General features: G+C 46.7%; 20 protein-coding genes. 14 read left to right on the top strand and 6 right to left on the bottom strand.

Features of this window, described 5'->3' with window-relative positions; all coding sequences use genetic code 11:
• Positions 1-42 precede the first annotated feature (42 nt).
• Positions 43-810 carry a nitroreductase family protein gene (locus ATORI0001_RS02625; protein WP_155811525.1) on the bottom strand — a complete coding sequence of 256 codons (768 nt, stop codon included), beginning with the start codon at positions 808-810 and terminating at the stop codon, positions 43-45.
• 55 nt (positions 811-865) lie between these two features.
• Between ATORI0001_RS02625 and ATORI0001_RS07925 the strand changes: the two genes are divergently transcribed.
• The 4 genes from ATORI0001_RS07925 (at position 866) to ATORI0001_RS07605 (ending at position 5,210) form a co-directional block, all read left to right on the top strand.
• Complete coding sequence (locus tag ATORI0001_RS07925; protein ID WP_003148644.1) at positions 866-1,036, top strand: hypothetical protein; 171 nt, start codon at positions 866-868, stop codon at positions 1,034-1,036.
• 53 nt (positions 1,037-1,089) lie between these two features.
• Entirely contained in the window at positions 1,090-1,491 is a 402-nt protein-coding gene (locus ATORI0001_RS07815; protein WP_155811524.1) for a metallopeptidase TldD-related protein, read from the top strand.
• Positions 1,492-1,780: 289 nt separating this feature from the next.
• Positions 1,781-3,436, top strand: a complete 1,656-nt coding sequence (locus ATORI0001_RS02615) for an ABC transporter ATP-binding protein (RefSeq protein WP_003148778.1) — start codon at positions 1,781-1,783, stop codon at positions 3,434-3,436.
• 22 nt (positions 3,437-3,458) lie between these two features.
• Positions 3,459-5,210, top strand: coding sequence for an ABC transporter ATP-binding protein (locus tag ATORI0001_RS07605; RefSeq protein ID WP_003148169.1), 1,752 nt, complete (start codon positions 3,459-3,461; stop codon positions 5,208-5,210).
• A gap of 548 nt (positions 5,211-5,758) precedes the next feature.
• On the opposite strand, the gene mgtA is transcribed toward ATORI0001_RS07605, so the two are convergent.
• A complete protein-coding gene (gene mgtA, locus ATORI0001_RS02605; protein WP_003148248.1) occupies positions 5,759-8,644 on the bottom strand; it encodes a magnesium-translocating P-type ATPase in 2,886 nt (961 codons plus the stop codon).
• 489 nt (positions 8,645-9,133) lie between these two features.
• Between mgtA and ATORI0001_RS02600 the strand changes: the two genes are divergently transcribed.
• The 5 genes from ATORI0001_RS02600 (at position 9,134) to ATORI0001_RS02580 (ending at position 14,883) form a co-directional block, all read left to right on the top strand.
• On the top strand, positions 9,134-10,240 hold the full coding sequence (locus ATORI0001_RS02600; RefSeq protein ID WP_003148479.1) for a DUF871 domain-containing protein: 1,107 nt from the start codon (positions 9,134-9,136) through the stop codon (positions 10,238-10,240).
• A gap of 163 nt (positions 10,241-10,403) precedes the next feature.
• The gene (locus tag ATORI0001_RS02595; protein WP_003148428.1) at positions 10,404-11,330 is read left to right on the top strand and encodes a ribokinase; all 927 of its coding nucleotides are present in this window, start codon (positions 10,404-10,406) and stop codon (positions 11,328-11,330) included.
• Positions 11,327-12,259: a ribonucleoside hydrolase RihC gene (gene rihC / locus ATORI0001_RS02590; protein ID WP_003148776.1), complete on the top strand. Its 933-nt coding sequence runs from the start codon at positions 11,327-11,329 to the stop codon at positions 12,257-12,259. The genes ATORI0001_RS02595 and rihC overlap by 4 nt, the downstream gene beginning before the upstream one ends.
• Positions 12,260-12,323: 64 nt before the next feature.
• Positions 12,324-13,739 (top strand): C4-dicarboxylate transporter DcuC, encoded by a 1,416-nt coding sequence (dcuC, locus tag ATORI0001_RS02585; protein ID WP_003148645.1) that lies wholly within the window; start codon positions 12,324-12,326, stop codon positions 13,737-13,739.
• 79 nt (positions 13,740-13,818) lie between these two features.
• On the top strand, positions 13,819-14,883 hold the full coding sequence (locus ATORI0001_RS02580; protein WP_003148193.1) for a LacI family DNA-binding transcriptional regulator: 1,065 nt from the start codon (positions 13,819-13,821) through the stop codon (positions 14,881-14,883).
• Between the two features lie 396 nt (positions 14,884-15,279).
• On the opposite strand, the gene ATORI0001_RS02575 is transcribed toward ATORI0001_RS02580, so the two are convergent.
• Positions 15,280-16,353, bottom strand: a complete 1,074-nt coding sequence (locus tag ATORI0001_RS02575; protein ID WP_244851832.1) for a helix-turn-helix domain-containing protein — start codon at positions 16,351-16,353, stop codon at positions 15,280-15,282.
• Positions 16,354-16,722: 369 nt separating this feature from the next.
• Here ATORI0001_RS02575 and ATORI0001_RS02570 point away from each other — a divergent pair, with 369 nt between their 5' ends.
• Entirely contained in the window at positions 16,723-17,118 is a 396-nt protein-coding gene (locus ATORI0001_RS02570) for a hypothetical protein (protein WP_003148256.1), read from the top strand.
• A gap of 126 nt (positions 17,119-17,244) precedes the next feature.
• On the opposite strand, the gene pfkB is transcribed toward ATORI0001_RS02570, so the two are convergent.
• The 3 genes from pfkB to ATORI0001_RS02555 are packed head-to-tail and all read right to left on the bottom strand — an operon-like array spanning position 17,245 to position 20,762.
• Complete coding sequence (pfkB, locus tag ATORI0001_RS02565; RefSeq protein ID WP_003148512.1) at positions 17,245-18,183, bottom strand: 1-phosphofructokinase; 939 nt, start codon at positions 18,181-18,183, stop codon at positions 17,245-17,247.
• Between the two features lie 42 nt (positions 18,184-18,225).
• Complete coding sequence (locus ATORI0001_RS02560) at positions 18,226-19,866, bottom strand: malolactic enzyme (protein ID WP_003148579.1); 1,641 nt, start codon at positions 19,864-19,866, stop codon at positions 18,226-18,228.
• Between the two features lie 17 nt (positions 19,867-19,883).
• Positions 19,884-20,762, bottom strand: coding sequence for a spermidine synthase (locus tag ATORI0001_RS02555; RefSeq protein ID WP_003148499.1), 879 nt, complete (start codon positions 20,760-20,762; stop codon positions 19,884-19,886).
• Between the two features lie 106 nt (positions 20,763-20,868).
• Here ATORI0001_RS02555 and tatA point away from each other — a divergent pair, with 106 nt between their 5' ends.
• The 4 genes from tatA to ATORI0001_RS02535 all read left to right on the top strand — a co-directional run bounded on the left by tatA (position 20,869) and on the right by ATORI0001_RS02535 (position 26,184).
• Complete coding sequence (tatA, locus tag ATORI0001_RS02550) at positions 20,869-21,102, top strand: twin-arginine translocase TatA/TatE family subunit (RefSeq protein WP_003148593.1); 234 nt, start codon at positions 20,869-20,871, stop codon at positions 21,100-21,102.
• A 67-nt stretch (positions 21,103-21,169) separates the two neighbouring features.
• Complete coding sequence (gene greA / locus ATORI0001_RS02545; RefSeq protein WP_003148319.1) at positions 21,170-21,649, top strand: transcription elongation factor GreA; 480 nt, start codon at positions 21,170-21,172, stop codon at positions 21,647-21,649.
• Positions 21,650-21,726: 77 nt separating this feature from the next.
• Entirely contained in the window at positions 21,727-23,295 is a 1,569-nt protein-coding gene (lysS, locus tag ATORI0001_RS02540; protein WP_003148356.1) for a lysine--tRNA ligase, read from the top strand.
• A 273-nt stretch (positions 23,296-23,568) separates the two neighbouring features.
• Positions 23,569-26,184 carry an ATP-dependent Clp protease ATP-binding subunit gene (locus ATORI0001_RS02535; RefSeq protein WP_003148679.1) on the top strand — a complete coding sequence of 872 codons (2,616 nt, stop codon included), beginning with the start codon at positions 23,569-23,571 and terminating at the stop codon, positions 26,182-26,184.
• Positions 26,185-26,289 lie beyond the last annotated feature (105 nt).

Here is a 26,289-nt window from a genome sequence, read left to right as displayed (position 1 = left end):
AGGTGCTTGCAGGCATCTATCTGAGAGATCATGGTGTACTGTTTATGCCCTGATGAATTTTCCGGGCTGACCCCATTCCCACTGCCCTGCAAGATCGGCGCCAAGTTCAAAGTGGAGCTTGCTGATGCCCAGGTCAAAGTCCTGCACACGGTGTCGTTGGTCAGGCATTGAGGCACTGACAGCGCCATTGCTCAGATCGAACACTACCGGCAGCTTGTTGATTGCTGTGGGGCCGAGAAGCACGGCGTCAAGGCCGCGTACAAACCATGCGGGTACGTCGGAGAGTGCTGCCGGAGCGCCATTCACGGTCATGATCTGTGCGGGTTTCTTGGTGCGCAGACGGATGGCAGTGCGGATCCCCTGCTGTTTGAGCGGTATTGTTGCCGGCGCATAGCCAAGCGAGATAATGATCTGCAGATCAAGCCCTTCACGCTCGGTTTGCGCCAGTGTCTTGGGGTCGAAGGTTTCGGCAATCCAGCAGCTGCCAAGACCCAGCTGCTCTGCCAGGAGCACGAGCTTCTCGCCATAGTAGCCAATCATCTCGCGCGCAATGGGATCATCGGTGGCAAAACCTGCGATGTAGTGGTAGATGGGTCCTACGATCGACCGGTTCTTCATATGGACAGCGGTGCCGTCCTCAAGATGAGGGCCGGTGAGCTGCAGGTATGCGGGATGGTCAGCATCCTTTTTCATCTCTGCATTACAGCGGGAGATCGCTTCCTCAAGCTGACGGAGCTTGTCCGGCTCGATAGGTCGCGCGTCATAAGCGCGCAGGGAAATGCGCTGCTTAAGGGCATCTTGCATAGTCATAAAAACCTCCGACGTCGGCGGGCATCGGAGGTCTTATACCCTTATTCTGCACTGCGTGACAAGGTCGTGCAGGGATAAGGCTGAAGTATGCGATCAGATTGCAGCAGCACTACAAAAGCGAGCCATGCCGCCGTATATAGATCGTCTTGACGATGCTAATAAGGATCAGATAGCCGAACATGAGCGCGAATGTGAGCACGTCAAAGAGTACGAGTTTCTAGGATAGAAGTTTTAAAAAATCTGCTATATGACGGCTGTCAGGTTGAATGAGGCTACAATGTGGAATACTATTTTTCTCATAAAAATCATCCCCTTATTGGTGATGTGGCGGCACCTAAACTACTTCAAGAATATGTGTCAATTATTGATTATGGTGGCATTAGAGGCTCTGGCTATGTTTCCATTGATGATGAAGAATCAGACGCATGCAAGACGTATATTATTCAAGAAGGTTGTGTGTCTGAGTTATTAACAAATAATCATTATGCACAACTTTGGCATCAAAGCGTGTCTTCGGGGAATGCTCGAAATAAAAGCATTTATAATTCGAATCTCATCAGAATGACAACAACGTATATGGATAGAGGGAATCAATCGGTTGAAGCTTTTTTGGGTCAGTTGACGAAGGGATTTATATCGAGACCAGTCAGGGAGCATTTCTCAGGGATAAATTTTACTTAATTCTACGTCGTGCTTATCAAATACGTGGTGGTAAAATCGAAAGGCCTGTTTTTAATCTCTTGTATCAGTGGACGTGTGAACGAGCTTCTTTATAGTATTTCTGGAATTTCGAATGTGATACGTTTCCGAAATAGTCTCTATGGGGGGTGTAGGAAATTATGACAGGATTACTTGCGCGTTGCTTATGGCGGCCCCTGCTTAAGTATTGATGCAGTAACGATTTCCTAGGATACTTTTAGGATAGTGGAGTACTTTGCAGTCTCATAACAGTAAAATACATAGTAATGACATGCGCATTAGTGCTTTTTTGTGGTTATTTGTTCTCATTGAAGGTGGGGCAAATGTTGCCCTTGCATGGTTTGAAGGTGTAGCAGTTGATGCGCTTGCATACAATAGCTTTAGCGAGCAACAGCTTTTACGTAGTATGTTGTTTCTTCTTGCAGCAATTGTTGTTCAATGGGTTTCGAGTGTTTTAACTCCATTTCTTTTCAAGATTTCGTGCGCGCAGCATATTTCTAAGCTAAGGCGCCGTATTTACTCTGTTCTTATATCTGCTCCGGTACTTTCGGTTGCTAAGGTAACAGAAGGCGATCTTAGTGTTAGGTTAACTCTAGATGTAAAGGCGATTGAGTCATTTCGTGAACAGACCCTTTATGTGCTCCTGCGGCGTGGATGTATCGCTACCTTGGCTGTTACGCTTGCATTTTTTGTTGATTGGAAGTTCGCGCTTGCGGAATTTGCAGTGCTGCCATTCATTCTATATATGAACATTAAGATTGATTCGTCCATGGACGAAACATACTGTCATCTCAGTGAATGTAATAGTAAAATGTCAAACTTGCTCTATACCATTGTGAGTCAACTCCGAGTAATTAAGTCCTTTTACGCAGAGTCATTCTTCTTGACCCGTTTTACGTCTATTCTTTCTGAGATTTGTGTAAAGACGAAAGATAACAACTTCAAGATTACGCGAAATACCATTAAATTGTCCTACATCAATATGATTCCTATATTTTTACATTTCTCTATTGGTACAGCTTTGGTTATATCTGGATCTGTTACTTTTGGTAAGTTCGTTCTTTTTGGTATGCTTCGGCGACATTTGAATAATTTTCTCCTGTTTCTTCCTCAGTTTATTTCTCTGCGTCACAAGAACAGTGCAGCAGAGGAACGTATTATTGATATATTGAAACTTTCACCCACCCGTAGAGTAAATTTCTGCGCCACAAAGCGTGCGACAGATGTCGTATGCATGCATAACGTAGGTTTTTCATATGGAGATAAAAAGGTATTTTCTGAGGCAACTTTTACATGTTTTTTGGGACAGATGACTGTGCTCGTAGGTGAAAGCGGCAGTGGAAAATCGACTCTTTTACATGTTTTGTGCGGTATATATCCTCCTTCTGAGGGAGAGATTTTCTATGCAAAAGAAACTCTGAACGATAAAGTTTCTGCAGCAGCTTTTGTGAGTCAGGATCCTTTCATTTTTTCGACCTCTGTAATGGAAAATATCCGACTTGGTTCTGCCGCAAGTGATGAAGAGATATATGAGCTGTGTCGAAGGCTAGATATTTATGATGCTATCATGAAACTCCCCAATGGCTTTGAGACCTGTATCGGTGCTGGTGGATTGGCATCTCTTTCAGGTGGACAATTGCAACGCATATGCATTGCAAGAGCCTGCGTAAGCAATGCAACTCTCATAGGAATGGATGAACCAACAAGCTCACTTGATGCTAAGAATATAGCTATGGCGCTTGATGTATTTGAGGTGCTTAAGAAAAAGAAGGCTTTCATTATTGCAACGCATAATCAATCAATTATGAGGCACGCAGACTGCATTCTGCATGTTTGTAATGGAAGGGTGCATAAGGTAAAAGACAAGAGCCTATTTATTAAAAACTTCATACCTGAGCAGACCCATACAGATGTACCGATCTTCTAGTAATAATGAAGGAGGGGAAAACATGCGTGAAAGTAGTAACTTACTATTTTTACTGTCGCATTTGACTACAAGTAGACGTGGATGGATTCTTGCGCAAATCAAACTCGTAACAGTTCAGTTCCTCAGCTCCTATGTGTTAGCAGTTTTGCTGGAGCGCTTCTATGATCATTTGGTCTTAGGGCAAGGGTTTATGAGATATCTTGCTCTAAGTTTAGTGCTAAGTGTGGTAAGCACCTTTGCCATGAAGAGTATTGAGCAATTTCTTATCCCTAATTCAGAAATCTATGTTAAGGCAGATTTATATAGGCAGTCCTTTGCTGCTCTTGAGAAAAAAGAAGATGTTATCATTGATCCAACTGGATATACATCTAGACTTTTAGATGCCACTGAATTGGCTGCTCAGCTTATCGCAACGGACTTATTTCGTTTTGTAAGCGCATTGGTACTTTCGTTTTTGTCACTTTTGGTAATAGCTAGAATTAGCCTCATATTTGGTATTGTTTATCTAGTAATTTTTATTACTGCAGCTATAGTTCATACTGCATTTTACGCTAGGCTCTCAATTAAACGGAAGAAATTACAACATGACTCAAGTCACATTAGTACATATTTTGGTGAGACCGTATCCGGTATTGATACGATTAGAGCATTTCACCAGGAAAATCATGCGTATTCCGAATCTGAAAAAGTAATACATGCTGCCGAACGTTCCAAAATAGAATACGAAAAGACATATGCATTACATGAGCTCGTGAGCAATATGCTGTTCTATCTGTCGGAGGTCTTGCCGATAGCATTGGGGTTCGTATTATTTTTGACGCATGAACAAAATGGAGATTTAGGCACGGTCATGTTTCTTGTTCAGTTTACACAGCCGCTTGTTAATTACATGATAGATTTTAACGACTCGTTCTGTTCTATAAGGTCATCTCGGGACAGTTTGAAAGAACTTGTCGTACTGCTAAAAGAGAACGATATGCGGGCTAGAGTTATAGACCACAATATATTGCCTAACGTAACATTTAACACAACGGCAGCCTGCATATCTTTACGCGATATAGGAGTTATGTATGGCAGCGTGCCGGCTCTTTCTCATGTAGATTTTGACGCGCATAAAGGCGAATGCATCATGATTATCGGCGAGAGCGGAGCCGGAAAAAGCACGCTTTTAAATTTATTTATGGGATTTTCCCCTCAATATGCGGGGAGTTACTTTTTGGAAGGTATTAATGTCAATCAGATAACTCCCGCGACGTTTAGACAACGGATTTCTTTTGTTTCTCAAGACAGTAGTTTGCTGCCTCTTAGTATTGAAGAGAATCTATCAATGGGAGATGCAGCTATCAATGAAGTTCACATGAAGCGGATGCTTCAGGCCGTTGGGGCTCTTGAGTTGGTGGAACATTTGCCTTTAGGCCTTAAAACCGTCATTGGTGATGAGGGAAAACGCCTATCAGGTGGAGAGAGGCAACGCTTAGTTATTGCTCGCGCATTATTGAAAAAGGCACCTATTCTTATTTTGGATGAACCTACCTCGTCGCTTGATTCGAGGCATGAAGCTATTGTTATGAGGCAATTGATTAAGGAGCGACAAAAGAGGTGCATTATAATGGTCACACACCACATCAACTGTCTTTTGTATGCTACAAAGATTGTTGTTTTGCATGAGGGACGAATTATCGCTGTCGGGACTTTTGAAGAGCTTGCAGAAAAAGGCATAATAAAACGCCTAAAAAAGTTATATGGGACAAGGCCCTTAATTCAAAATGAATAGAAACGAAAATGTATTACAAGCTGATTGACAATAATAGCCATTCGGGTTTGATTCATTTGATAAGGCATTTAAGAAAGAGGACGAAACAAGCATTAAATTACATAGCCTTACGCCAGATCAAATAGTGGACTTAATGGATATGCATGCTAATGGTACTATGAACCTAATAGTTGCTCTTACTGTAGAGTGTGATTTGCGATGCTCGTATTGTTTTGAAAATCATCTAAGCAGAAGGTCGATGAGCATGGAGACATGCATTACTCTACTCAATGAGTTGGAGCAATATATTACTAAAACAAAATTAAGTGAAACATTAAAAATGAAAGCTTTTTCTGATAGAACTAGTATCCCTAATGTATTGACCTATCATATTGATAGGTGTCTGAGCGGACAAGTTCCACAGATATCTATACACTAGGCCATGGTCCGTCCATATATGAACGCCTTGGGTGTCTTCCTCAGTATAAGTATTTTCGGGCTCATTCATAGGTCAATAAAGATCTGACTCTCTCAATCTTTACATCTCCTCATATAAGATTATTACAGCACTACAAAAGCGAGCCATGCCGCCGTATATAGATCGTCTTGACGATGCTAATAAGGATCAGATAGCCGAACATGAGCGCCAAAAGCCAGCCGAAGAAGGCCTCCGGCAGGCGGATGAGTCCAAGAGCAGTGGATACTACGGGCAGGAAGGGCAGCGCACTTACCGCTGCAATGCCGATAAGAGTGAGCGCCATCAGAGCCGCGGAGGGGCGGCCCTGGATGAAGGGCAGCTTCTCGGTGCGCAGCGCGTGCAAGACAAAGGTCTGGGTCCACATGGATTCTATGAACCAGCCCGTCTGGAAGGACGCAACAAAAAGAGCCTGGGCAGCGGTATTGCCGGAGGCAACCAGCTCCGCCCAGCTGCCGCCCGAAAGGGCAGGGGAGATGATGAAGAACATGAGCGCGAATGTGAGCACGTCAAAGATTGAGCTCACCGGCCCTATCCAGAGCATGAAGCCTGTGATGGAACGCGCTTCCCATGAGCGGGGCTTTGCCAGAAAGCTCTCGTCGACCGTATCCCAGGGGATCGCAATACAGGTCAGTGTATAGGCAAGTCCCAAAAGCAGCAGCTGCAGCGCGGACATAGGCAAAAACGGAAGCAACAGGCTGGCGACCATGACCGAAAGGACGTTGCCAAAGTTTGAGCTGGCAGTCGCCTTGATGTATTTGATCGTATTGCCGTAGGTGAGCCGGCCTTCCTCAACACCGCTCTCAAGGACGAGAAGATCTTTCTGCAGCAGGATGATGTCGGCCGATTCCTTTGCCACATCGACGGCAGTGTCTACAGAGATGCCTACGTCAGAGGCACGCATGGCAGCTGCGTCGTTGATGCCGTCGCCCATGAAGCCTACGATATGGCCATTTTGGCGCAGCGCTTCGACAACGCGCGCCTTCTGCATGGGAGAGAGCTTGGCAAAGAGTTGCGTTTCTTCGACACGCTTGCAAAGTGCCTGATCGGAGAGGCTCTCAACTTCCTCACCTAAAAGAAGCGCATCGACCTTGATGCCGACCTTTTTGCAGACGGCAGCTGCAACACCTTCATTGTCGCCCGTAAGGACTTTGACGCTGACGCCCTTCTCACCAAGCTTTTTGACGGCCTCGGCGGCGCTTGCCTTAGGTGGATCAAGAAACGCCAGGTAGCCGATGAGAGTCATCTCGGATTCATCATCGACGCCGAACTCGCCTACCGGCCGCGGATCATTCTTCTGAGCTACCGCTATGACGCGCATGCCCTCGTCGTTGAAGTTTTGCACTCTCCGAAGCACCTCGCGGCGCTGTGCTTCGGTCAGCGGCGATACCTCGGTGCAAAGATCAACGGAGTTGCAGACAGTCAGGATCTCCTCGACGGCGCCCTTGGTGATCATCTGAGCCTTGCCTGAACTATCCTCGACCACCACGCTCATGCGCCGGCGCTCAAAATCGAAGGGGACCTCGTCGATCTTGCGGTAATCGCCGGTCAGATGATCGATATCAGTAAGGCATTCGGTGGTCTTGATGATGGCTTTGTCGATGAGGTTGCGAAGCCCTGTCTGAAAGTAGCTGTTTAGAAAGGCGTGGCGCAAGACAGCTTCATCTTCTTCGCCGAGGACGTTCAGATGGTGCTCAAGCACCACCTCGTCAGCTGTGATGGTGCCGGTCTTGTCGGTGCAAAGGATATCGATGGCGCCGAGATTCTGGATTGCCGAGGGACTCTTGACGATGACGTCTCGCTTTGCCATCTGTGTGGCTCCGCGCGAGAGACAGGTGGTAACGATCACGGGCAGCATCTGCGGTGTGATGCCAACAGCAACCGAGACACTGAACAAAAGCGCGTCCAGCCAGTCTCCCTTCATGATGCCGTTGACGAGCAGTACGATCGGACACATGATCAGCATGAAGGCGACAAGGACCTTGGAGACCGATTTCAAACCCGTGTCAAAGCTTGTCTCGGCGGCAGGCTGCTGGAGGGCCTTTGACATGCGCCCTACATAGGTATCGTCACCGGTGGCTACTATGACGGTACGGGCACTGCCCGATTGTACGGTAGTGCCTGCAAACAGCAGATTCGTGCACTCGGAAAGAGATAGTGGGTAGCGTGTTCCGTCGGCACGGCGCCGTGCATGTACAACGCCCGGCAGCTTTTCGACAGGCTCGGATTCGCCGGTCAGGGCAGCTTCGTTTACAAAGAGGTCCTTAGCGTCGAGTACGCGGCAGTCTGCAGGTACCATGTCTCCGCTGGCGAGAAGCACTACGTCTCCGACGACTACCTCAGCAAAAGGAATCTCCTTATCAAAGCTGTCGTCGTTTCCGGCGGTTGCAGACTTATCGTCAAAGCTGTTGGTGTCTCTATTTTCGTCGGGCATTTCGCTTCCGTTGGGTGCCGCGCCGTCCTCAGACAGAGTGTCCTCGTTGTTCTCGTTGCCCTCAAAGTTGTCGAAGCTGATCGGCTGGCGGATCACGCACGTAGTGGCAGTGACCATCTTCGAAAGCGCCGCGGCCGCTGAGGCGCCTTTCGAGCTTTGCACGAAGTCGATGATGCCCGAGATGAGCACCATGGCCGCAATGATGATGACAGTTGAGGGATCTTTTTCTCCGGGCGAGGCCAACACGACATTGGTCACATAGGAGATCACAGCTAATACGATCAAAATGAGCGTAAAGGGACTTGCGAAGCACTTTAAAAAGCGAATAACCGTAGGATCCTCAACGGTCTCAGAGACTGCATTGGGACCATTGAGATCAAGCTTTGCCTGTGCAATATCAATCGGCAGGCCGCCTGTATACGCGCGTGCCTTTCGACAAACGCTTTGTTCCGAATGAGTGGCAGCAAAACCAAGCAGCGCACCGAGGTCGCCGCGGTCGAGAGTACGGTTTGTTTGATTCTGAATCGCGCGCCTTGTTTTAGCCATTGCGCACCTCTGTTTCAAAAAATTGTGTCATGTGTGCTGACACCGACTGGCAGATGCAAGAATGTGGCGCGGAGTAGATTGTCCCTATTCGCAGTGCTTAGCTGGCGAGAAAAACGCCGTTATAGAGGCACTTTATCGAGCACAGCAAACACGGTGGATACGGACAATTTTCCGCCCAAATACGATAACTTCGACTGTGATCAGACATAAAGCACCTCCTTATACAGGGGTTTAAAAGCCAAACAAAAAGGCGAGAAGATATTACGAAAATGTTCTTCTCGCCTGTAGCGTAGCGAGATACTACTGAAAGGTCAAGAGCTTCATGTGCGAACGGTCCATTTTGCACGATTACGTACAGATGTAACCGTTTACAGCGCAGATCCTACCGTAGAGCGAAAACTTGTATCCAAAGCGAGTATCCTCTGAAAGCCTATGTGAGTATGGGATAAAAGTTCTCAAATAAGCCGTATCTTTAGAGAAGGTGGAAACATGAAGCGCCTTGGAATTTCAATATATCCCGAGAAGAACACACAAGAGGAAATCTTTGCATATCTTGACATGGCGGCAGAAGCGGGCTTCTCTCGTATTTTTAGCTGTCTTCTTTCGGTTCAGGGTACGAAAGAGGCTGTTGTTCAGAAGTTTTCGGACATTAACGCGTATGCGCACCGCCTTGGGTTTGAGATTATTCTTGATGTAAATCCGCAGGTTTTTAAGGAGTTTGGCATCTCGTATGGAGATCTCTCGTTCTTTAAGGAGATCGGTGCGGATGGCTTTCGTCTTGATTTAGGGTTCACCGGAAAAGAAGAGTCATTTATGACATTCAATCCTGAGGGACTGTTTGTTGAGCTCAATATGAGTAACGATGTGGATTATCTCGACACCATCATGAAATACCAGCCAAACAAAAACAAACTCATTGGGTGCCATAATTTTTACCCTCATGGTTACTCGGGGTTGGGACTTGAATTTTTTAACCGCTGCACTGAGCGTTTTACAAAGTACGGAATCAATACGGCGGCGTTTGTAACCAGTCAGGTTCAAGATTCATTTGGGCCTTGGCCGGTAACCGAGGGGCTTCCCACGTTGGAGATGCATCGACATATGCCCATGCACCTGCAAGTGGAACACTATATTTCAATGGGGACCATTGACGACGTTATCATTTCAAATTGCTTTGCTACGAAAGCCGAGTTTGAAAAAGTCAAATCCCTACCACATGATCTGGTAAGTTTTGGCGTGGAACTTGTGGATGCAATTCCGGCTGTCGAGAAGAGCATTGTTTTAGATGAACTTCACTGCAACAGAGGGGACGTTTCTGACAATCTGATCCGTTCGTCTCAGAGTCGCATGAAGTACAAAGGACATACCTTTGACGTATTTAATGCACCTGCGAGCATTCACCGTGGAGATGTCATTATTGATAGCAGTCTCTATGGTCACTATGCAGGAGAGATGCAGATTGCTTGCACGGATATGATCAATACCGGCAAAACAAATGTTGTCGGCCATATTCCAGACGAAGAGCATTTCCTGATTGACACCTTACGACCATGGCAGAAATTCCGTCTTCATGAAGAAAGACAACAGTTCTCATAAGACTTGCAATGATCGAACGATATACCATTGAGCTGACAAACTAAGCCGCTAAACCGCTTTAGCAAGTTTTTACTCCTTTTGATATTGATAGCTGGTGGAAGTTTTTGTATAAGAAGACTCAGATGTAGCTTCCTCAGCAGGGATACAAAAAAGGAGAAGGATTTTGAGTAAAGTTATTGTTTTTGGAAGCATGAACATGGATCTGTCAATAGAGACGGATCGGATGCCTTTTGAAGGTGAGACTTGTGATGGGAAAAACCTTTTAATTAACCCAGGAGGGAAAGGAGCAAATCAGGCGGTCGCGTCTTCACGTATAGGAGCACATACTTTAATAATTGGGTCAATTGGTAACGATGCGTTTGGAGAAGATATACTTCACAGTCTTACTGATTCTGGAGTACATTGTGACGAGGTTATTTCTACGGACAATGCGTCTACAGGTTTAGCAATTGTTATAAGAACTTCGGGTAATAACCGGATAATCATTGAACATGGGGCAAATTATATACTTTCCTCAGAACAAGTTATCGAAGCGCTTGATAGAGTAGCTTGTCCTGGGGATGTATTTCTTACGCAATTTGAGTGTTGTGAAAAAACTACGTGTGATGCAATAATTCATGCAAAGGAGCTGGGATTATACGTTATAGTTAATCCATCTCCCGTGCATACCATACCAAAACATGTCTTTAACTCAATTGATTTACTTTGCTTAAATGAGACAGAGTGTATGTCGCTTTTTGGACTCAGGGCGATGGATGACTTTGAAAGTATAGATAGAAGTCTTTCTCAGTTATTAGCAAATGAAGCTCAGACTATTATCCTCACTGTTGGGGATGCTGGTTCAATTGTAGTGACAAGAGGTCAGAGTCTGTATCAACAAGCTTTTCGAGTTGATACAGTTGATACAACAAGTGCGGGGGATACCTACGTCGGAGCCATGGCAGCATGTGTTGCAAATGGAAAAAGCCTTAATGATGCTGCTGTACTAGCTTCAAAGGCTGCTGCACTTGCAACAAGAAAAATTGGTGCACAGCGATCAATCCCTACACTAAGCGAAATTGAGCGATTCTTTGAAAAAGGAGAGAGATGACTAAGACTCCCATAATTATTGATACAGATCCAGGAATTGATGATGCTGCAGCTTTAGCGATTGCCATTGGATCAGATAAGGTTGATGTGCGTCTCATAACGACTGTGGGAGGAAATGTTAGTTTAGAGAACGTTAGCAATAATGTTCTTAAACTCCTTAAATTTTGGGATAAAAAAATACCGGTTGCTAAAGGTGCTAAAGGACCGCTTGTAAGATCTTTAAGCGATGCAAGTGCGATTCATGGTGCAAGTGGAATGGATGGATTTGAATTTGATGGTTTGGCTGACGGTTGTCTTTTAACGGAAGTTGCGGTCGAGGCACTTTACAAAGAGATTACTAGATCAAATACTCCCGTAACTATCGTTGCTATAGGTCCTCTTACCAATATCGCATTACTTTTGAAAGTGCATCCGGATAGCAAATCAAATATTGAACGCTTAATCATAATGGGAGGAACCATTACACGAGGGAACAAGGGTGTCCTGTCAGAGTTTAATATGGCCACTGATCCCGAAGCGGCAAAAATTGTCTTTTCCTCAGGAGTGCCGATTGTAATGGTTGGGTTGGATATAGGATGGAAAGCTCTTGTACTGCCTGAAGACATTGAAAAGATAAAGGCAGCAAGTAAAACGGGAAAAATGATTACCGCGCTATTTAGCCACTACAGGGGAGGCTCAATAAAGACAGGCCTCAAAATGTATGATCCGACTGCCATGGCTTACCTGCTTGTACCAGAAATGTTTCAGACCACTGAGACCTTTGTCGATATTGAGTTGAGTGGCGCTTTGACTGCTGGATGCACCCTCGTTGACTTGAAGGGATATCTGGGAAAGTCCGCAAATGCAATAGTTTGTACTGATATTGATGTACGAGCCTTTCGAACTTGGTTTGTTGACCAGTTTTATTGCCGAGACAACAGAGGGGATTAGACCGTATGGCAATATGGGTTCTGATAATACCAGATGGCTCTGCTAATTTTTTGAGGTGAGGTTTATGAATTCTTTTGTAATGTATGGAACAGCAATTTTATCCATAGCCATTATTGGATACATGCTTGTTAAAAAGATGGATATTAAAATTACCCTGTTCTTTATTGGGGTTATCCTTATGTATATCGCCATTTTCGCTGGAAATACCATTGCTATAAAGGATTTTAAGTCATCCGGTGCCGGACTTCTCGATCCTTTATTGGCAATTGTCAGCACGTTCAAATCGACACTCGCTGGAGCGGGCTTTATCATCTTACTTTTAGGCGGTTACGCTGCCTATATGAGCGAGATTGGTGCCAATGAGATCACAGTCTCTGTCTTATCAAAGCCAATAAAGAACATTCGCTCTCCTTATGTTCTCGTCCCGGTGGTTTTTCTTCTTGGTAATCTGCTTTCACTTGTTATCCCCAGTGCTTCGAATCTGGCCATTATTCTTTTGGCTACCCTCTATCCTGTATTGAGAAAAGCCGGAATGAGTCCACTTACTGCTGGAGCAGTGATTGCGACTACGGCTACTGTTATGCCGACACCGCTTGGTTCCGATAATGTTGCTATTGCGAATGAATTGGCAAAATATCCTGAATTTGCTGGACTGACAGTTTCACAGTATGTGTTTGCTTATCATGCTATTGTTTCAATCCCAACGTTACTCATTATGGCTATTGCACATTACTTTTGGCAAAAGTTTGAAGGGCGTAATGAGGCAATAATAAGTGCGAATGAAGTTGAGAAGACCGAAGGAAGCTATTGTAGTAATTCTGTTTTGTACCGGAGCGTCTATGCGCTTCTTCCGGTACTTCCTATAATTCTTTTAGTCATCGCCTATTTTATTAAATTGCTCGGTCATTCTAAAGTGGACCTAACAGTTGAAATTGCAGTAGTGATTTCATTCATTGTTGCGGTGCTATGCGATTCTATTAAGCGGCATAGTTTAAAAGAAGCAGTCAAAGAGACGGAAAAGTTCTTTAAAGGCATGGGAAATGCTATGCCGATAGTTGCTCTTCTCGTGGCTGCTACTGTTTACGTAGTAGGGCTTAAATCAATAGGGCTTATTTCAGCATTGCAAAATGTTATGACTGGAATGAATGGCAATGGTTTGGGCTTTGTTCTTCCTCTCATTCTCGTCGTTCTCTCTGCGGTTATCGTACTTCTTTCGGGCTCGGGTACAGCCCTATTCTTTGCAATGGTTCCCCTTATCCCTACACTTGCATCTGCTGCAGGCATTTCAGCGATTGCTGTTGCAGTACCTATGGGTCTTGCAGGTAATCTACTTCGGGCAGTCTCGCCGGTATCGGCTGTTATAATTATTGTTTCAGGATCAATTAAAGCAGACCCAATAGAGGTTGTTAAGCGTACGAGCATTCCAATGATTGCAGGAGTAGTCTTCATGTTCATTCTGTCAATGATTCTGTTCTTATAGAATCAAAAGAAATTGAGAGAACCGAGGTCAGGCAGATAATAGTATCGCTTAATTTAGTACGACAGCGGAGGATATAACATTGCAGGAGCGGAGAGTAACACTTAAAGATATTGCAAAAGAAGTCGGACTCTCCGTTTCTGCAGTGTCGCTTACGCTCAATGGCCATGATGTGCGCCTTTCAGAAGAAAGTAAACAGCGTATACGCGAGGTTGCTAAAAAGAAAAACTATAAAGCGAATGTTCTGGCAAAAAGTCTTGTGACAAAAAGAACAGATACATTTGGTCTTTTAGTGCCTGATATAGAAAATCCGTTTTTTGCCTCATTGGCAAAAGCACTTGAGGAATATTCAAGAAATACAGGACGAGTTCTCATTATTGTCAATTCAAACGATGATCCGGTTTCTGACAATAGACTTTTGGATATGCTAGTATCTCGAGAAGTTGATGGGCTCTTTCTTGTTCCAAGTAATTTTGTTCCTCAAAGGCAGCCTGAAGTGAAAATGTCAAGATTTGCCTCTGCGCTACGGCATCTTTCAGTACCTTATGTTCTTGTCGATAGGATCTCTGAAGATATCGATTGCGATAAAGTTGCAATTGATAATGAACGTGGGGCAGCAATGGCTGTTGATTACCTAGTTAAACATGGACATCGGGGCATTATATGTGTTGCAAACAGAGATTCTATTAATGGTAGAGAACGTTTGAGTGGATATCGCCTATCCTTAAAAAATCATGGTATTGAATACAACGAACAATTTGTGATTCACAGTGATTACCATGAACAAGGGGGATATTTAGCTGGAAGTCGAATTTGTCGTCTTCTGAAACCCTCAGATAGTTCTTGTGATACCTGTGCTACTGCTGTTTTGTCATGCAGTGATATGACGACTTTGGGAATTATTAGTTACTTCAGGGAAGTAGGAATCTCTATTCCTAGAGATTGTTCGTTAATTAGCTATGACAATAGTCCTGTTTTGAGTTTTTCGGATCCCGGTATCACAGCAGTTGCGCAAGATATCCAAGGGCTGTCTTATAAGGCATTTGAGACTCTTATTGCTCGTATAAATCAACCTAAAGCTCCCTTTTCAAGGACGATTCTAACTCCTAGCCTTGTGATTCGAGATAGCGTTTTATCGATATCTTAACAGGTAGACCATTGAAAGGAAATCTGAAAAAGCCGAATCTCTGTCACATGACCTTGTTAGTTTTGGCGTGGAACTTGTGGATGCAATTTCAGCTGTCGATAAGAGCATTTCTTTATTGATACCATACGACCATGGCAGAAATTCCGTCTTCATGAAGAGCTGCGGTAATGTGCTTCAGTTGTGATGACGTGCTTTACGTTTAAGTGAGACAGTGAGACGAATCTGGTCCAAACTCGATGTTTAGTGGTGATTTTTTTCGCAAAAGCAATGCTTAGTGGTGGTTTTTCTCGGATTTGACTGTTTAGTGGTGAATTGAATCACCACTAAACAGTCGATTTGGTACCTTTTTTGAAAAATGTGATTTGCCGGTGGAATAAACACTGGCAAAGCATGTTCTTAGTGCTTTTTCAAGACACTAAGAACACTGATGACAGCGTGGTAGAGGAGTGCAGAAAGAGGCCAGATAATCCAGCTCCTACCCCAGTCGTAGGTGATAAAGCTATAACCAAGATATATGAGTGTAATAACTACATAGTAAGCTTGCGTATATGGCTTATACTGGGCATAGATAGATTTTTGTTTATTTTTGGAGATTTTCTCGCTATTTGAATAATCTTTTTCTTGGAGAAGAACATTGTAGCTACTTTTGACAATACCAGAATTAACGAGCAAAAAGACCCCAAAAGCAACCATGAACATGGCGATAAAAAATCCTATTGAGAAGTAAAGACCAGCTTTAAAATACGATGCGATAGTAAAAGGGATAGAGCTCAGAATAGTAAGACAAACTCCGGCGGCTTGCTGAAAAGAGCGCAGGGACTTTGTAGATTCAGCGCGGCGTTTAACAGCTGCCTCAACACCATATTGCAACTCAAGAGCATTTTCTTTAAGCTCTTCGAATGGTGAAAGTTTTATGTTCTGTAAAATCAGAAGACCTACACCAGCTGCAATGCAGAGCATCATAATAGAAACACCTATGATGTCAAGAAGACTGGATGTATTGAGCGCACTTGAATTGATAATCGTGAGGTCAAAATCTGTTTGAGTTTTTCCATAGTTAGAGAGTGACACAAGAATCGCAGGACCTATGATAAAGAGCATAACGGCAAAGGCTGTTGTACGAGACGTCTTTACAGTGGTATCCAAATATTCCGTTGCTCGATCCAGAGAGACTTCAATTTTTGTGGAGGAATAGACACTTTGCTCATTAGTTTGTGAAGAAGACTCGGGAGTAGCGCTCTCACTTGAGAGCTCTGCAGAGTCTAAAGATGTTGCAGTTGCAGGGAGATCCTCCATTTCATCTTTAAGCAGATAGTCGGTTGAGACACCAAAGAGCTCACTCATAGCCATAATCTTTTGAATGTCTGGCATAGCAGCCATAGATTCCCATTTGGAGACCGATTGTCTTGAAACATTAAGCTGTCGTGCAAGCTCTTCTTGTGACCAACCATTCCGCTTTCTGAGGCTCATGATTTTCTCGCTCAGTAACATGGTTGTTCCTTTCTAGTAATGATGGATTGGGGCATTGAATCGGATTCACATGTGATGATTTTAGAGTAAAAGAAGCTCTGGTTGCACACCACCAAGTGCAGTTGGAAATTTGTCAACTTTCAGTTGCGTAGTATTTTACCTGCTTTTTAGTGATGAAAAAAGGTTAAAGTTAACGAGAAATCGGGTGAGACCTTGCTGTCTCTCTATTGAGTTGGCCGTCAGGTTGCCCTTGATCACCTTAAAGGGATTAAAAGTTTTATTGAGTAGAGGTGTAAAATACCATTCGCAATTCATTTTGATTGCATATAGCATGTGCGATTTAGGAAAGAGTTTGTTTTGAAGATACCAATGAACAAGTTTTTGAAGGTAATGTTTGCGCTGGTTATCGTTGCGATGACCGGTGCAGCAATTCTGCAAATTGTTGCACCTGAGTATATGGGGAGTAATGCCGCCTATGGTATCTCGACGGGTTGGCAACGAGAGATTGGCTTTTGGAACCTTGCAGTACTGATTATTTTGCTTACTGCTTGTTTTCACTACGATTGGGTTTATTTACGTGCAATTTTGCTTGCGCTGATTCTGGGAGGCATTGGAATTGGAACTAATCACTTCATCCATTTCTTGAGTGCTCACGAGTCGGTAAATTTGGTAGGCGCTATCGAGAATTACGTTCTTGCAGTTGGTTGGATGATTGGCTGGAAAATCGAATGCAATCGCAGAAAGACCGAAGACGTCTCTGAGTAACTGTAGGTATTTTTGAGTGACGTTATAAGTGCCTGATTTCATCAAAGAATCTGTGTTCAAAACACAGATTCTTTGCACTTTTTAGGCAAGGTAGGCTAGAAGTAGCTTGATAGCAATTCAAAAACGCTAGTGCAGGCGCGTGAGCTGGACTTTTTTGATGAGGGAATCCACAACCGAACGCTCTGCCGCTTGAGTTCCGCTCTCCATGACGTTTGCAGCACCCGTGGCCATGGCCAGCCGCAGTGCGTCTTCTGTCGAGAGGCCCTGTGCATCTGCAAAGGCAAACGCTGCTACAACGGAGTCACCGGCACCGACAGTGCTTCCTACCTTGACTTTTACTGGACCTGCATACCAAACTTCGTTGGTCGTAGCGTAGACGGCACCGTTGCCTCCCATGGAAACGCAGACAGTGTCGATGCCGCCAGCGACAATCTCGGATGCGGCTGTGGCAATTGCGTTCACGTCGACAAGCTCACGGTTCAGCATGGCGGAGAGTTCATGATCGTTTGGCTTGATGAAGGATGGTTTCTGCTCAAGGCCTGCTGAGAGCGCTGTACCATCGGCGTCCAGATAAACCTTCAGCCCGGCGTCACGTAGAGCACGCGTCCAACGACCGTATGTATTAGTGGAAGCTCCGCGGGGGAGGCTGCCAGAAAGAACTACGATATCGCCAGCGGAAGTCATGGAGACAACATCAACAAGTGCCTGGTCAAGTACGCTGTCGGTAACCTCGGGGCCAGGCTCGTTGATGTCGGTATTGGTGCCGCCCTCAGTATCGACAACCTTGAGGTTGGTACGTGTTTCTCCGGGAACGGTAATTGCCTGGACCTTGATATTATTCTCGACAAGAGCGTTTGCAATCCATTGTCCGGTCTGACCAGCGAGAACGGCAATGGCGGTTGACTCTCCACCAAGTTTTGCAATGACTTTGGAGACGTTAATGCCCTTGCCGCCTGCGTCCTGCCTGAGCCACGTAATACGATTCACCTGGTCGACGGCAAAATTTGGTACCCGGACAGTCTTGTCCAGAGCGGGGTTAAGCGTAACAGTATAGATGCTGGGCATAGTTGCTCCTTGGATAACACTCTGAACTTTTGAAACGTCCACCTATGCGTCAAGGGTCCTATAAGTCGGAGTCCACTTGAGCGTGCGAACGGCCGCCTGCACATCAGAGACGGGTTCCCGATTCAGTCCTTGTCTCAGAGCTTCTTGAGCAACGCCTGTGGCAATGCGCTCGGAAAACTCAGTAATGCGCGAGACGGGAGGCAACACGGCAGCTCCGGGCTGTGTGGTGTCAACGATACCACCGAGAGAATGTGCTGCCAGAGAAATCATTTGATCCGTCAGAAGACGAGCTTTTGACGCAAGGACTCCAAGGCCAAGACCGGGATAGATGAGAGCGTTGTTTGCCTGTCCAATCCGGTAGGTAATGCCATTGATTGTGACATCATCGGATGGAACTCCGGTAGCCACCAGTGCGCGCCCGTCGGTCCAGGCAAGCAAGTTGGCAGCGGTTGCCTCGGCGAGCTTGGTTGGGTTAGACAGGGGGAAGATTATGGGTCGCGTGCAGTGCGCAGCCATTTCTCTTATAACGTCTTCGGTAAAAGCTCCGTGAACGGTGGATGTTCCTACCATGATGGTTGGATGGATAGCGCGGACCACCGCAAGCAGTGAGCCAAAGTCAGTGCCTTCTTCAAACTCGGAGCGTTTGCGGGCAAAGGGGCGTTGTTCGGGTGTGAGATCGTCCATATCGTCAAAGAGAAGACCCTGACGATCAACGAGGTAAAACCGGCCTCGGGCTTCCTCGCGGCTCATGCCCTGGTCAACAAATTCCTGCAATACGCGGTTGGCAATGCCACAACCGGCAGTTCCTGCGCCAAAACAAAGATAGGTTTGATCCGTGAGCTTCTCGCCCGTGATATTCAGACCGCCTAAGATGCCGGCAAGGGTAACAATGCCGGTACCTTCAACATCATCGTTAAAGACGGGGTAGGTGTCTTTGTACTTGTCGAGAAGTACCGTTGCATGGCTTCGACCGAAATCTTCAAAGTGCAGGTAAAGGTTGGGGAACAGTCGCTCGGCACAGGCTACAAACCGATCGACAAACTCGTAGTATTTCTCATCGTCAATGCGCCTGTGGTGCTCTCCAAGATAGAGGTCATTGTCGAGAAGTTCTTGTCGGTTGGTTCCTGCGTCCAAAATTACCGGCAGCACGCGACGTGGGTCGATGCCTGCAGCGGCGGTATAAACCATGAGCTTACCAACGGAAATCTCAACGCCATTGGTGCCCCAGTCACCAATACCTAAGATAGCCTCAGCGTCAGAGACGACAATGAGGTCAATGTCTCGACCGTCGGCGGCGTTTTGCAGAGAAGTTTCAACGTCTTCGGGATGGTCGGCGGAAAGAAAACAAGCATATTGCGAGTCAACATAGCGCTCGGAATAGTACTCAATATCAGGCGCGATGGTGGGATCGTACACAACGGGCATAAACTCTTTGAGATGTTTGGAGAAGAGGTTATAGAACAAGGTGCGATTCTCGGAAAACAGGCGCATCAGGTAATGGCGCTTTGCCTCGTTGTCAGCCTTTGTCAGATAATTTTCATAGGCCTGATCAGCTTGTTGATCAATGGTCTGTACGCAGGGAGGTAAAAGTCCAACAAGACCGTATTTTTCTCGCTCTTCTGTGGTAAAAGCAGTTCCCTTATTCAAAAACGGGTCGTTAAGTAACTCAAATCCATGCTTCATGGTGCCTCCTTGGCTTGTTACTTTATTACAATAGCACCCTCGGGATAGGAATACTCTGCATCCGTGGCGATAAGTACATTGTTTCCGGCAGTCTTTAGCGTATCGGGCCATTCCGGGACATAAGCCACATGAGTAAAGACGTGGCCAAACTCCTCGACAACTTCAGTCAACGGAGCAGACTGAGAGCCTTCAAGCGGGCAGCGAATGTCTGCGAGATACAGTCCTCCTTTGCAGAGGCGATTGTGTACCAGCTGCGCACCCTCAGCAGTTTTCATGGGTCCAAGCGGTCTCTTGCCTGCAAAAACTTCATTTACAATAACGGAAAAAGAACCCGATGAAGAGTCCTGCAGCGTCTTCCAGGCATCGTCGGCGACAATGTGCGCACGCCCTTCGGTTTCGGCGTTGCTTTCGTTGAGAACCTCGGTGAGAAAGAAACGCTCTCGTGCCAGTTTGATGATTTTGGGATCGATTTCAACGGCAGTGACGTCAAGGGCAGGGTTGTGGGCAATGAGGTATTTCGGAAGCGAGAAACCGCCGCCTCCTAATATGAGTACGTGAGCACGTGGTTCTTCTTGCCCTGTGGGTGTTGGCTGAGGCGTGGCTGTGGCCTGTGCAATGAAGTCTGCCATCAGGCGATGATATTCCACGGCAAGCTCGGCTCGGAGGTCTTTTGGAACATAGCTTACTGATTGATACGTGCCGTTGACGTTGAGGAGTCGGACGGGAGTTTTGTCCGCGTCAACGGAATCAAACACCATTGTGACTCCAAATTTTGTGCGCGTAACGAAAACGCCACGAAGGCGCAGAATCCAGAGAAAGAGCAGGTAAACAATGGCAATTACTCCGCCAATGCCAAACGACCATAAAAGAAGCTCTTGTAAATCACGTGTCAACATACGAATTCCTTGTTATTCCGTTGCTTTCTCGGTTATACTAGCGGATGCGACATCGCGCGCGTGCGTGATTTTGCGTTATATCTAAATTGTCACGGAGGTTGTTTCTATGATTCTTGGTCTTGGTATTCCTGAGATTCTCGTTATTCTCGTTGTCGTTCTTGTCATTTTTGGGCCAAAGAACCTTCCAAAGCTTGGTAAGTCACTTGGTCAGACGGTTAAGTCTGTCCGTGAGGGCATGGAAGAGGATCTTGATGGCGATAAGGACGACAAGAAAGCTTCCAAAAAGGAAGACGATGACGTTGATGTAGAGATCGTTGAAGAAGAGAAGAAGTCCGAGTAGGACTTCTTACGTGAGTTTCACACGTACGTCCTAGTTATGCCCGTTCACCATCTACAGAAAGAAACTGATGGATACCACTAAAGAAATCGTACTTACCCCTGAAGGTCGTCAGAAGCTTGTCGATGAGCTTGCATATCGTGAGGGTGAGAAGCATGATGAGATCGTTGAGCGTATCAAAGAGGCTCGCGGTTTCGGTGACCTTTCCGAGAACTCCGAATATGATGCGGCGAAAGAAGAGCAGTCCCACAACGAGTCTCGCATTAACGAGATCCGCCAGATTCTCTCGGTTGCCAAGGTTGTTGAGGGAGACAAAAAGCGCAAAATTACCGTTGCAATCGGCACAACTGTCGAGCTTGAAGATGCAAAGGGTAAGAAAGCCAAGTACGTTATTGTAGGTACCACAGAGACAAACTCTCTTGAGCACAAGATTTCAAACGAGTCGCCCGCAGGGGAGGCACTTATCGGCCACAAGAAGGGCGACGAGGTAGAATTCACCACGCCAAACGGTAACGTGAAAAAGTACACCATCACCGCAATCACCCGATAGACCGGCCGGAACAGAAAAGAGTTCGCCCCGCGTCTGTCCGGCGCGGGGCTTATTTATTGATAATTTCAGGAGGATACATGTCGGAACACGTACAAAATGCTGACACAGAGAACGCCGCTGCCGAGAAGAGCAACGTCGAAGTGTCTGTTAACGACGAACGCGCTCAGCGCAGGGCTCGCCGTCAGGCTTTACTTGATAGTGGCATAAATCCGTATCCTATTCAGTCCGAGGTTACTGCACACGTCTCTGAGCTTGAAGATCGCTACGCGAATCTCGAAAACGGCGAGACCGAGGACGAATACTCCGTTGCAGGCCGTGTGCGTGCCATTCGTAACCAGGGCAAAATAGCCTTTGTCGTTATCGAAGACTATACTGGTCAGCTGCAGTTGTTCTGCCGCATTAACAACCTCGATGAGGCAAGCTGGGATCTTCTCGGCATGCTTGATCTGGGCGATATTATTGGCGCTACCGGAGCGGTCATGCGTACACGCCGCGGCCAGCTTTCCATTGCGCCGACTCGCCTTGTCCTGCTTTCAAAGTCGCTGCGTCCCTTGCCGGAAAAGTTCCACGGCCTTACCGATCGTGAGGTCAGGTATCGTCAGCGCTACGTTGACCTTATTATGAACCCCGAGGTACGTGACGTGTTCCGCAAGCGTTCGCAGATCATCTCCATTATCCGTCAGCACATGGAAGACGACGGTTACATGGAGGTTGAAACCCCCGTCTTGCAGGAGATTCTTGGCGGCGCCAATGCAAAGCCGTTTATTACGCACTACAATGCCTTGAATACCGAGAATTACCTGCGCATTGCTACCGAGTTACCTCTCAAGCGTTTGATTGTGGGCGGTCTTGAGCGTGTCTTTGAGATTGGTCGCCAGTTTAGAAACGAGGGTACCGATCTTACGCACAACCCCGAGTTTACTTCGATGGAGGCGTATGCCGCCTACTCCGATTTGGCCGGTATGCGCAAGCTGTCGCAGGAACTCTTCCAGGACATTGCTCGCCGGGCGTGTGGATGTGAAGCGGGTCATGAGGTCATTACGTTTCAGGGAACGGAAATTGACCTTTCGGGAGAGTGGCGTATGGCATCGCTTTCCGAGATTGCATCTGAGGTCACGGGTGAGAATCTTTCCATCGATACCCCCGTTGAAAAATTGCGTGAGGTGCTTGATCGCTTTGATATCGAGTGGAACGTTGAGTGGGGAGCCGGAAAACTTCTCTTTGAGATCTACGATGAGCTTGGCGAGAAGAGCATCATAAACCCAACATTTGTATGTGATTATCCGGCAGAAGTATCTCCTTTAACCAAGCGTAAAGACGACGATCCTCGTCTGACCGATCGCTTTGAGCTGGTTATCAAGGGAGCCGAATATGCAAATGCGTATTCAGAACTCAATGATCCGGTGGATCAAGAGGAGCGGTTTGCGGCTCAGATGGAAGCCAAGCGACAGGGTGATGATGAGGCTATGGAGTACGACTACGACTTCATTCGCGCCCTTGAGTATGGTATGCCGCCGGCCGGTGGTATTGGCTACGGCATCGATCGCATGATTATGCTCTTCTGTGATCAGCCTTCAATCCGTGATGTTCTTCTCTTCCCGCAGCTTCGTCCCGAGAAGCGCTCTGAGCGCACGGCTGCCGAGTAAGCCATACGTTTTGGCGGTATAGGCATGCCGTGGTTGCATTGCATGCGTTAAACGCAGCCATATCGCGTGGGTTATTAAATACCGAAAGATATTGAGGGGCTGTATGTATGTACAACCCCTCTTTTGGTGATTTTTGTTAGATAGAGACTCTTTGAAAGCATCGACGTATGGCCTTCTTATTTTCTAACTTTGTGCAGCTTGGATGCCAGGTGTTTGTATCACGTGATACTGGGTACATAAACTCCCAAAACGCAACAGAGAGGTTTATCCGCAATGTTCGATAAATTCACAGACAAAGCCCGTAAGGTTATGAGCCTTGCTCAAGAGGAAGCGCGTGGACTTGACCAGCTGTATGTTGGAACCGAACACCTCCTTCTTGCATTAATAAAAGAGGGTGAGGGTATCGCGGCACAAGCGCTTGCAAAGCTTGACGTGACCTATGATGAAACCCTTGCTACGGTTAAGGAACTGACCACCGGTTCGGGAGATCCCGTTCCCGGAGGTCACATTCCCTTTACTCCACGCACCAAGCGCGTTCTTGAAGACGCCTATCGCGAGACGATGACACATGGTCAGACATATATCGGCACCGAGCATCTCCTTTTGGGCATTGTTTCCGAGGGCAACGGACGTGCCATGGATGCCCTGCGCACCATGGGCGTTTCTGGCGATGCGGTGCGCAATGCAGTTGAAGAGTTGATTGAATCCGGGACGCCGGGAGGAAGCGGTCCGGCGGTACAAGACGTTCGTATGGATTCCAGTATTTTTGGCATACCCGGTGTCTCTCAACGTTCAGGTGCAAACAATGACGGCTCCATGCTTGAACAGTTTGGTCGTAATCTGACAAAGCTGGCGTCAGACGGCAAGCTGGATCCCGTGATTGGCAGGGATCGCGAAATTGAGCGTGTCATGCAGGTGCTTGCGCGCCGTCAGAAAAACAATCCGCTCATTTTGGGAGACCCCGGTGTCGGTAAGACGGCTATTGTTGAGGGCTTGGCACAGCTTATTGCCTCAGGAAATGTACCCGATATTCTGCGCGGAAAGCAGGTTTGGACGCTTGATCTTGCCAGTCTCGTAGCGGGGTCCAAGTATCGCGGTGAGTTTGAAGACCGCATGAAAAAAGTCGTCTCGGAGCTTGAGGAATCCAAAAACGACATCTTGTTTATTGACGAGATTCACACGGTTATAGGTGCCGGTTCCGCGGAGGGTTCGATTGATGCCGCCTCAATTTTGAAGCCGCCTCTTTCACGCGGGGAGATTCAGGTCATTGGTGCCACTACCGCAGAAGAGTACCGCAAACATATCGAGAAGGACGCAGCATTTGAGCGTCGTTTCCAGCCTGTCAACATTGGCGAGCCAAGCACGGACGATACCATCAGTATCATTCACGGTCTGCAAGATCGTTATGAGAAGCACCACCACGTACACTATACCGAAGCTGCAATTAACGCGGCGGTACTGCTTTCTCACAGGTATATTCAAGACCGCTTCTTGCCGGATAAAGCCATTGACGTTCTGGATGAAGCGGGTGCCCGTGCGCGTATCCATAAAATGTCCTTACCACCTGAAATTGCCCAAGTAGATGCCGATCTTGAGCGTGTAAGCAAAGACAAGGCAGCTGCGGCTTCCGTTCAGGAGTTTGAACGCGCGGCACAGCTTCGCGATGAAGAAAAGTCTTTGATCGCCAAGCGTGATGAACTTGAGAAGAGCTGGCGCGCCAAGCTTGACGAGGACATTGTGACCATTGATGAGGACGACATTGCAAAGGTAGTGTCGGGCATCACCGGTGTCCCCGTATCAAGTTTGACCGAAACCGAAGCTTCGCGTTTGCTGCGCACGGAAGACATCCTTCATCAGCGCGTCATTGGCCAAGACGAAGCGGTAATCAAAGTTGCAAGGGCAATCAGACGTTCGCGCAGTCCGCTTAAAGACCCTCGCCGTCCAGGCGGTTCATTTATTTTCTTAGGTCCCTCCGGTGTCGGTAAAACGGAACTTGCAAAATCTTTGGCGGAGTTCCTTTTTGGGAGTGAAGATGCTCTGATTTCATTTGATATGTCGGAGTATATGGAGCGCCATACCGTGGCTAAACTGGTGGGTGCACCTCCGGGATACGTGGGGTATGACGAGGGCGGAGAGCTCACAAAAGCAGTGCGTCGTCGTCCTTACTCGGTATTGCTTTTTGATGAGATTGAAAAGGCTCATCCCGATGTCTTCAATATCCTTCTGCAAATTTTGGATGAAGGACGTTTGACTGACGGACAGGGTCGCCATGTGGATTTCTCCAATACCGTTGTCATTATGACCTCCAACATTGGAGCTCGTGAGATTGCAAAGACCAATACCATGGGCTTCTCGGCAGAAGGTTCCGGCGGTCTTTCCGACAAAGAGATTTCTCATCGCGTAAGAAGCGAGCTCAAACGCAGTTTCCGCCCTGAGTTTTTGAACCGTGTGGACGATATCGTGGTCTTTAAATCGCTTACGGCAGAGCAGCTTCGTGGCATTGTTGACCTCATGGTTCTTGAACTTCGCGATAGACTGATAGCCAACGGCATGTCCATAGATCTGACCGATGCCGCCCGTGATCTTATCGCCAAAAACGGAACCGATCCCGTCTATGGTGCCCGTCCGCTTCGCCGCGCCATCCAATCCATGATTGAGGATCCTCTTTCGGAGGAGTTGCTTGAGGGCAAATGGCAGTCTGGAGATATCGTGCTGGTTGATATCGATGACGAGAACCAGAAGTTGACGTTTAAGAAAACAAAGGGAGAGATTCCGGCGCCTCGCATACGTGAGAGCATGGCACAGGTAGAAGATAACTTCAGCTTGCCTCCGGTGCCTGAGTCTGGGGTGCCCGTACAGGGATCGGGCCTTGCGTCGTCTGCAGAGTAACATAAACGAGAAGTACGAGGGCTTCAAAAGCTCTTTGGACTTCTCGGTGTATATGCAATAAAAAACTTTATACTTCTACTATGACGGTTTGCTGGCTCTTCGGAG

This window comes from Lancefieldella rimae ATCC 49626, assembly GCF_000174015.1.
GTDB classification, from domain to species: domain Bacteria; phylum Actinomycetota; class Coriobacteriia; order Coriobacteriales; family Atopobiaceae; genus Lancefieldella; species Lancefieldella rimae.
The sequence above is the reverse complement of the archived record's forward strand: the minus strand, read 5'-3'. Positions and strand labels throughout refer to the sequence as shown.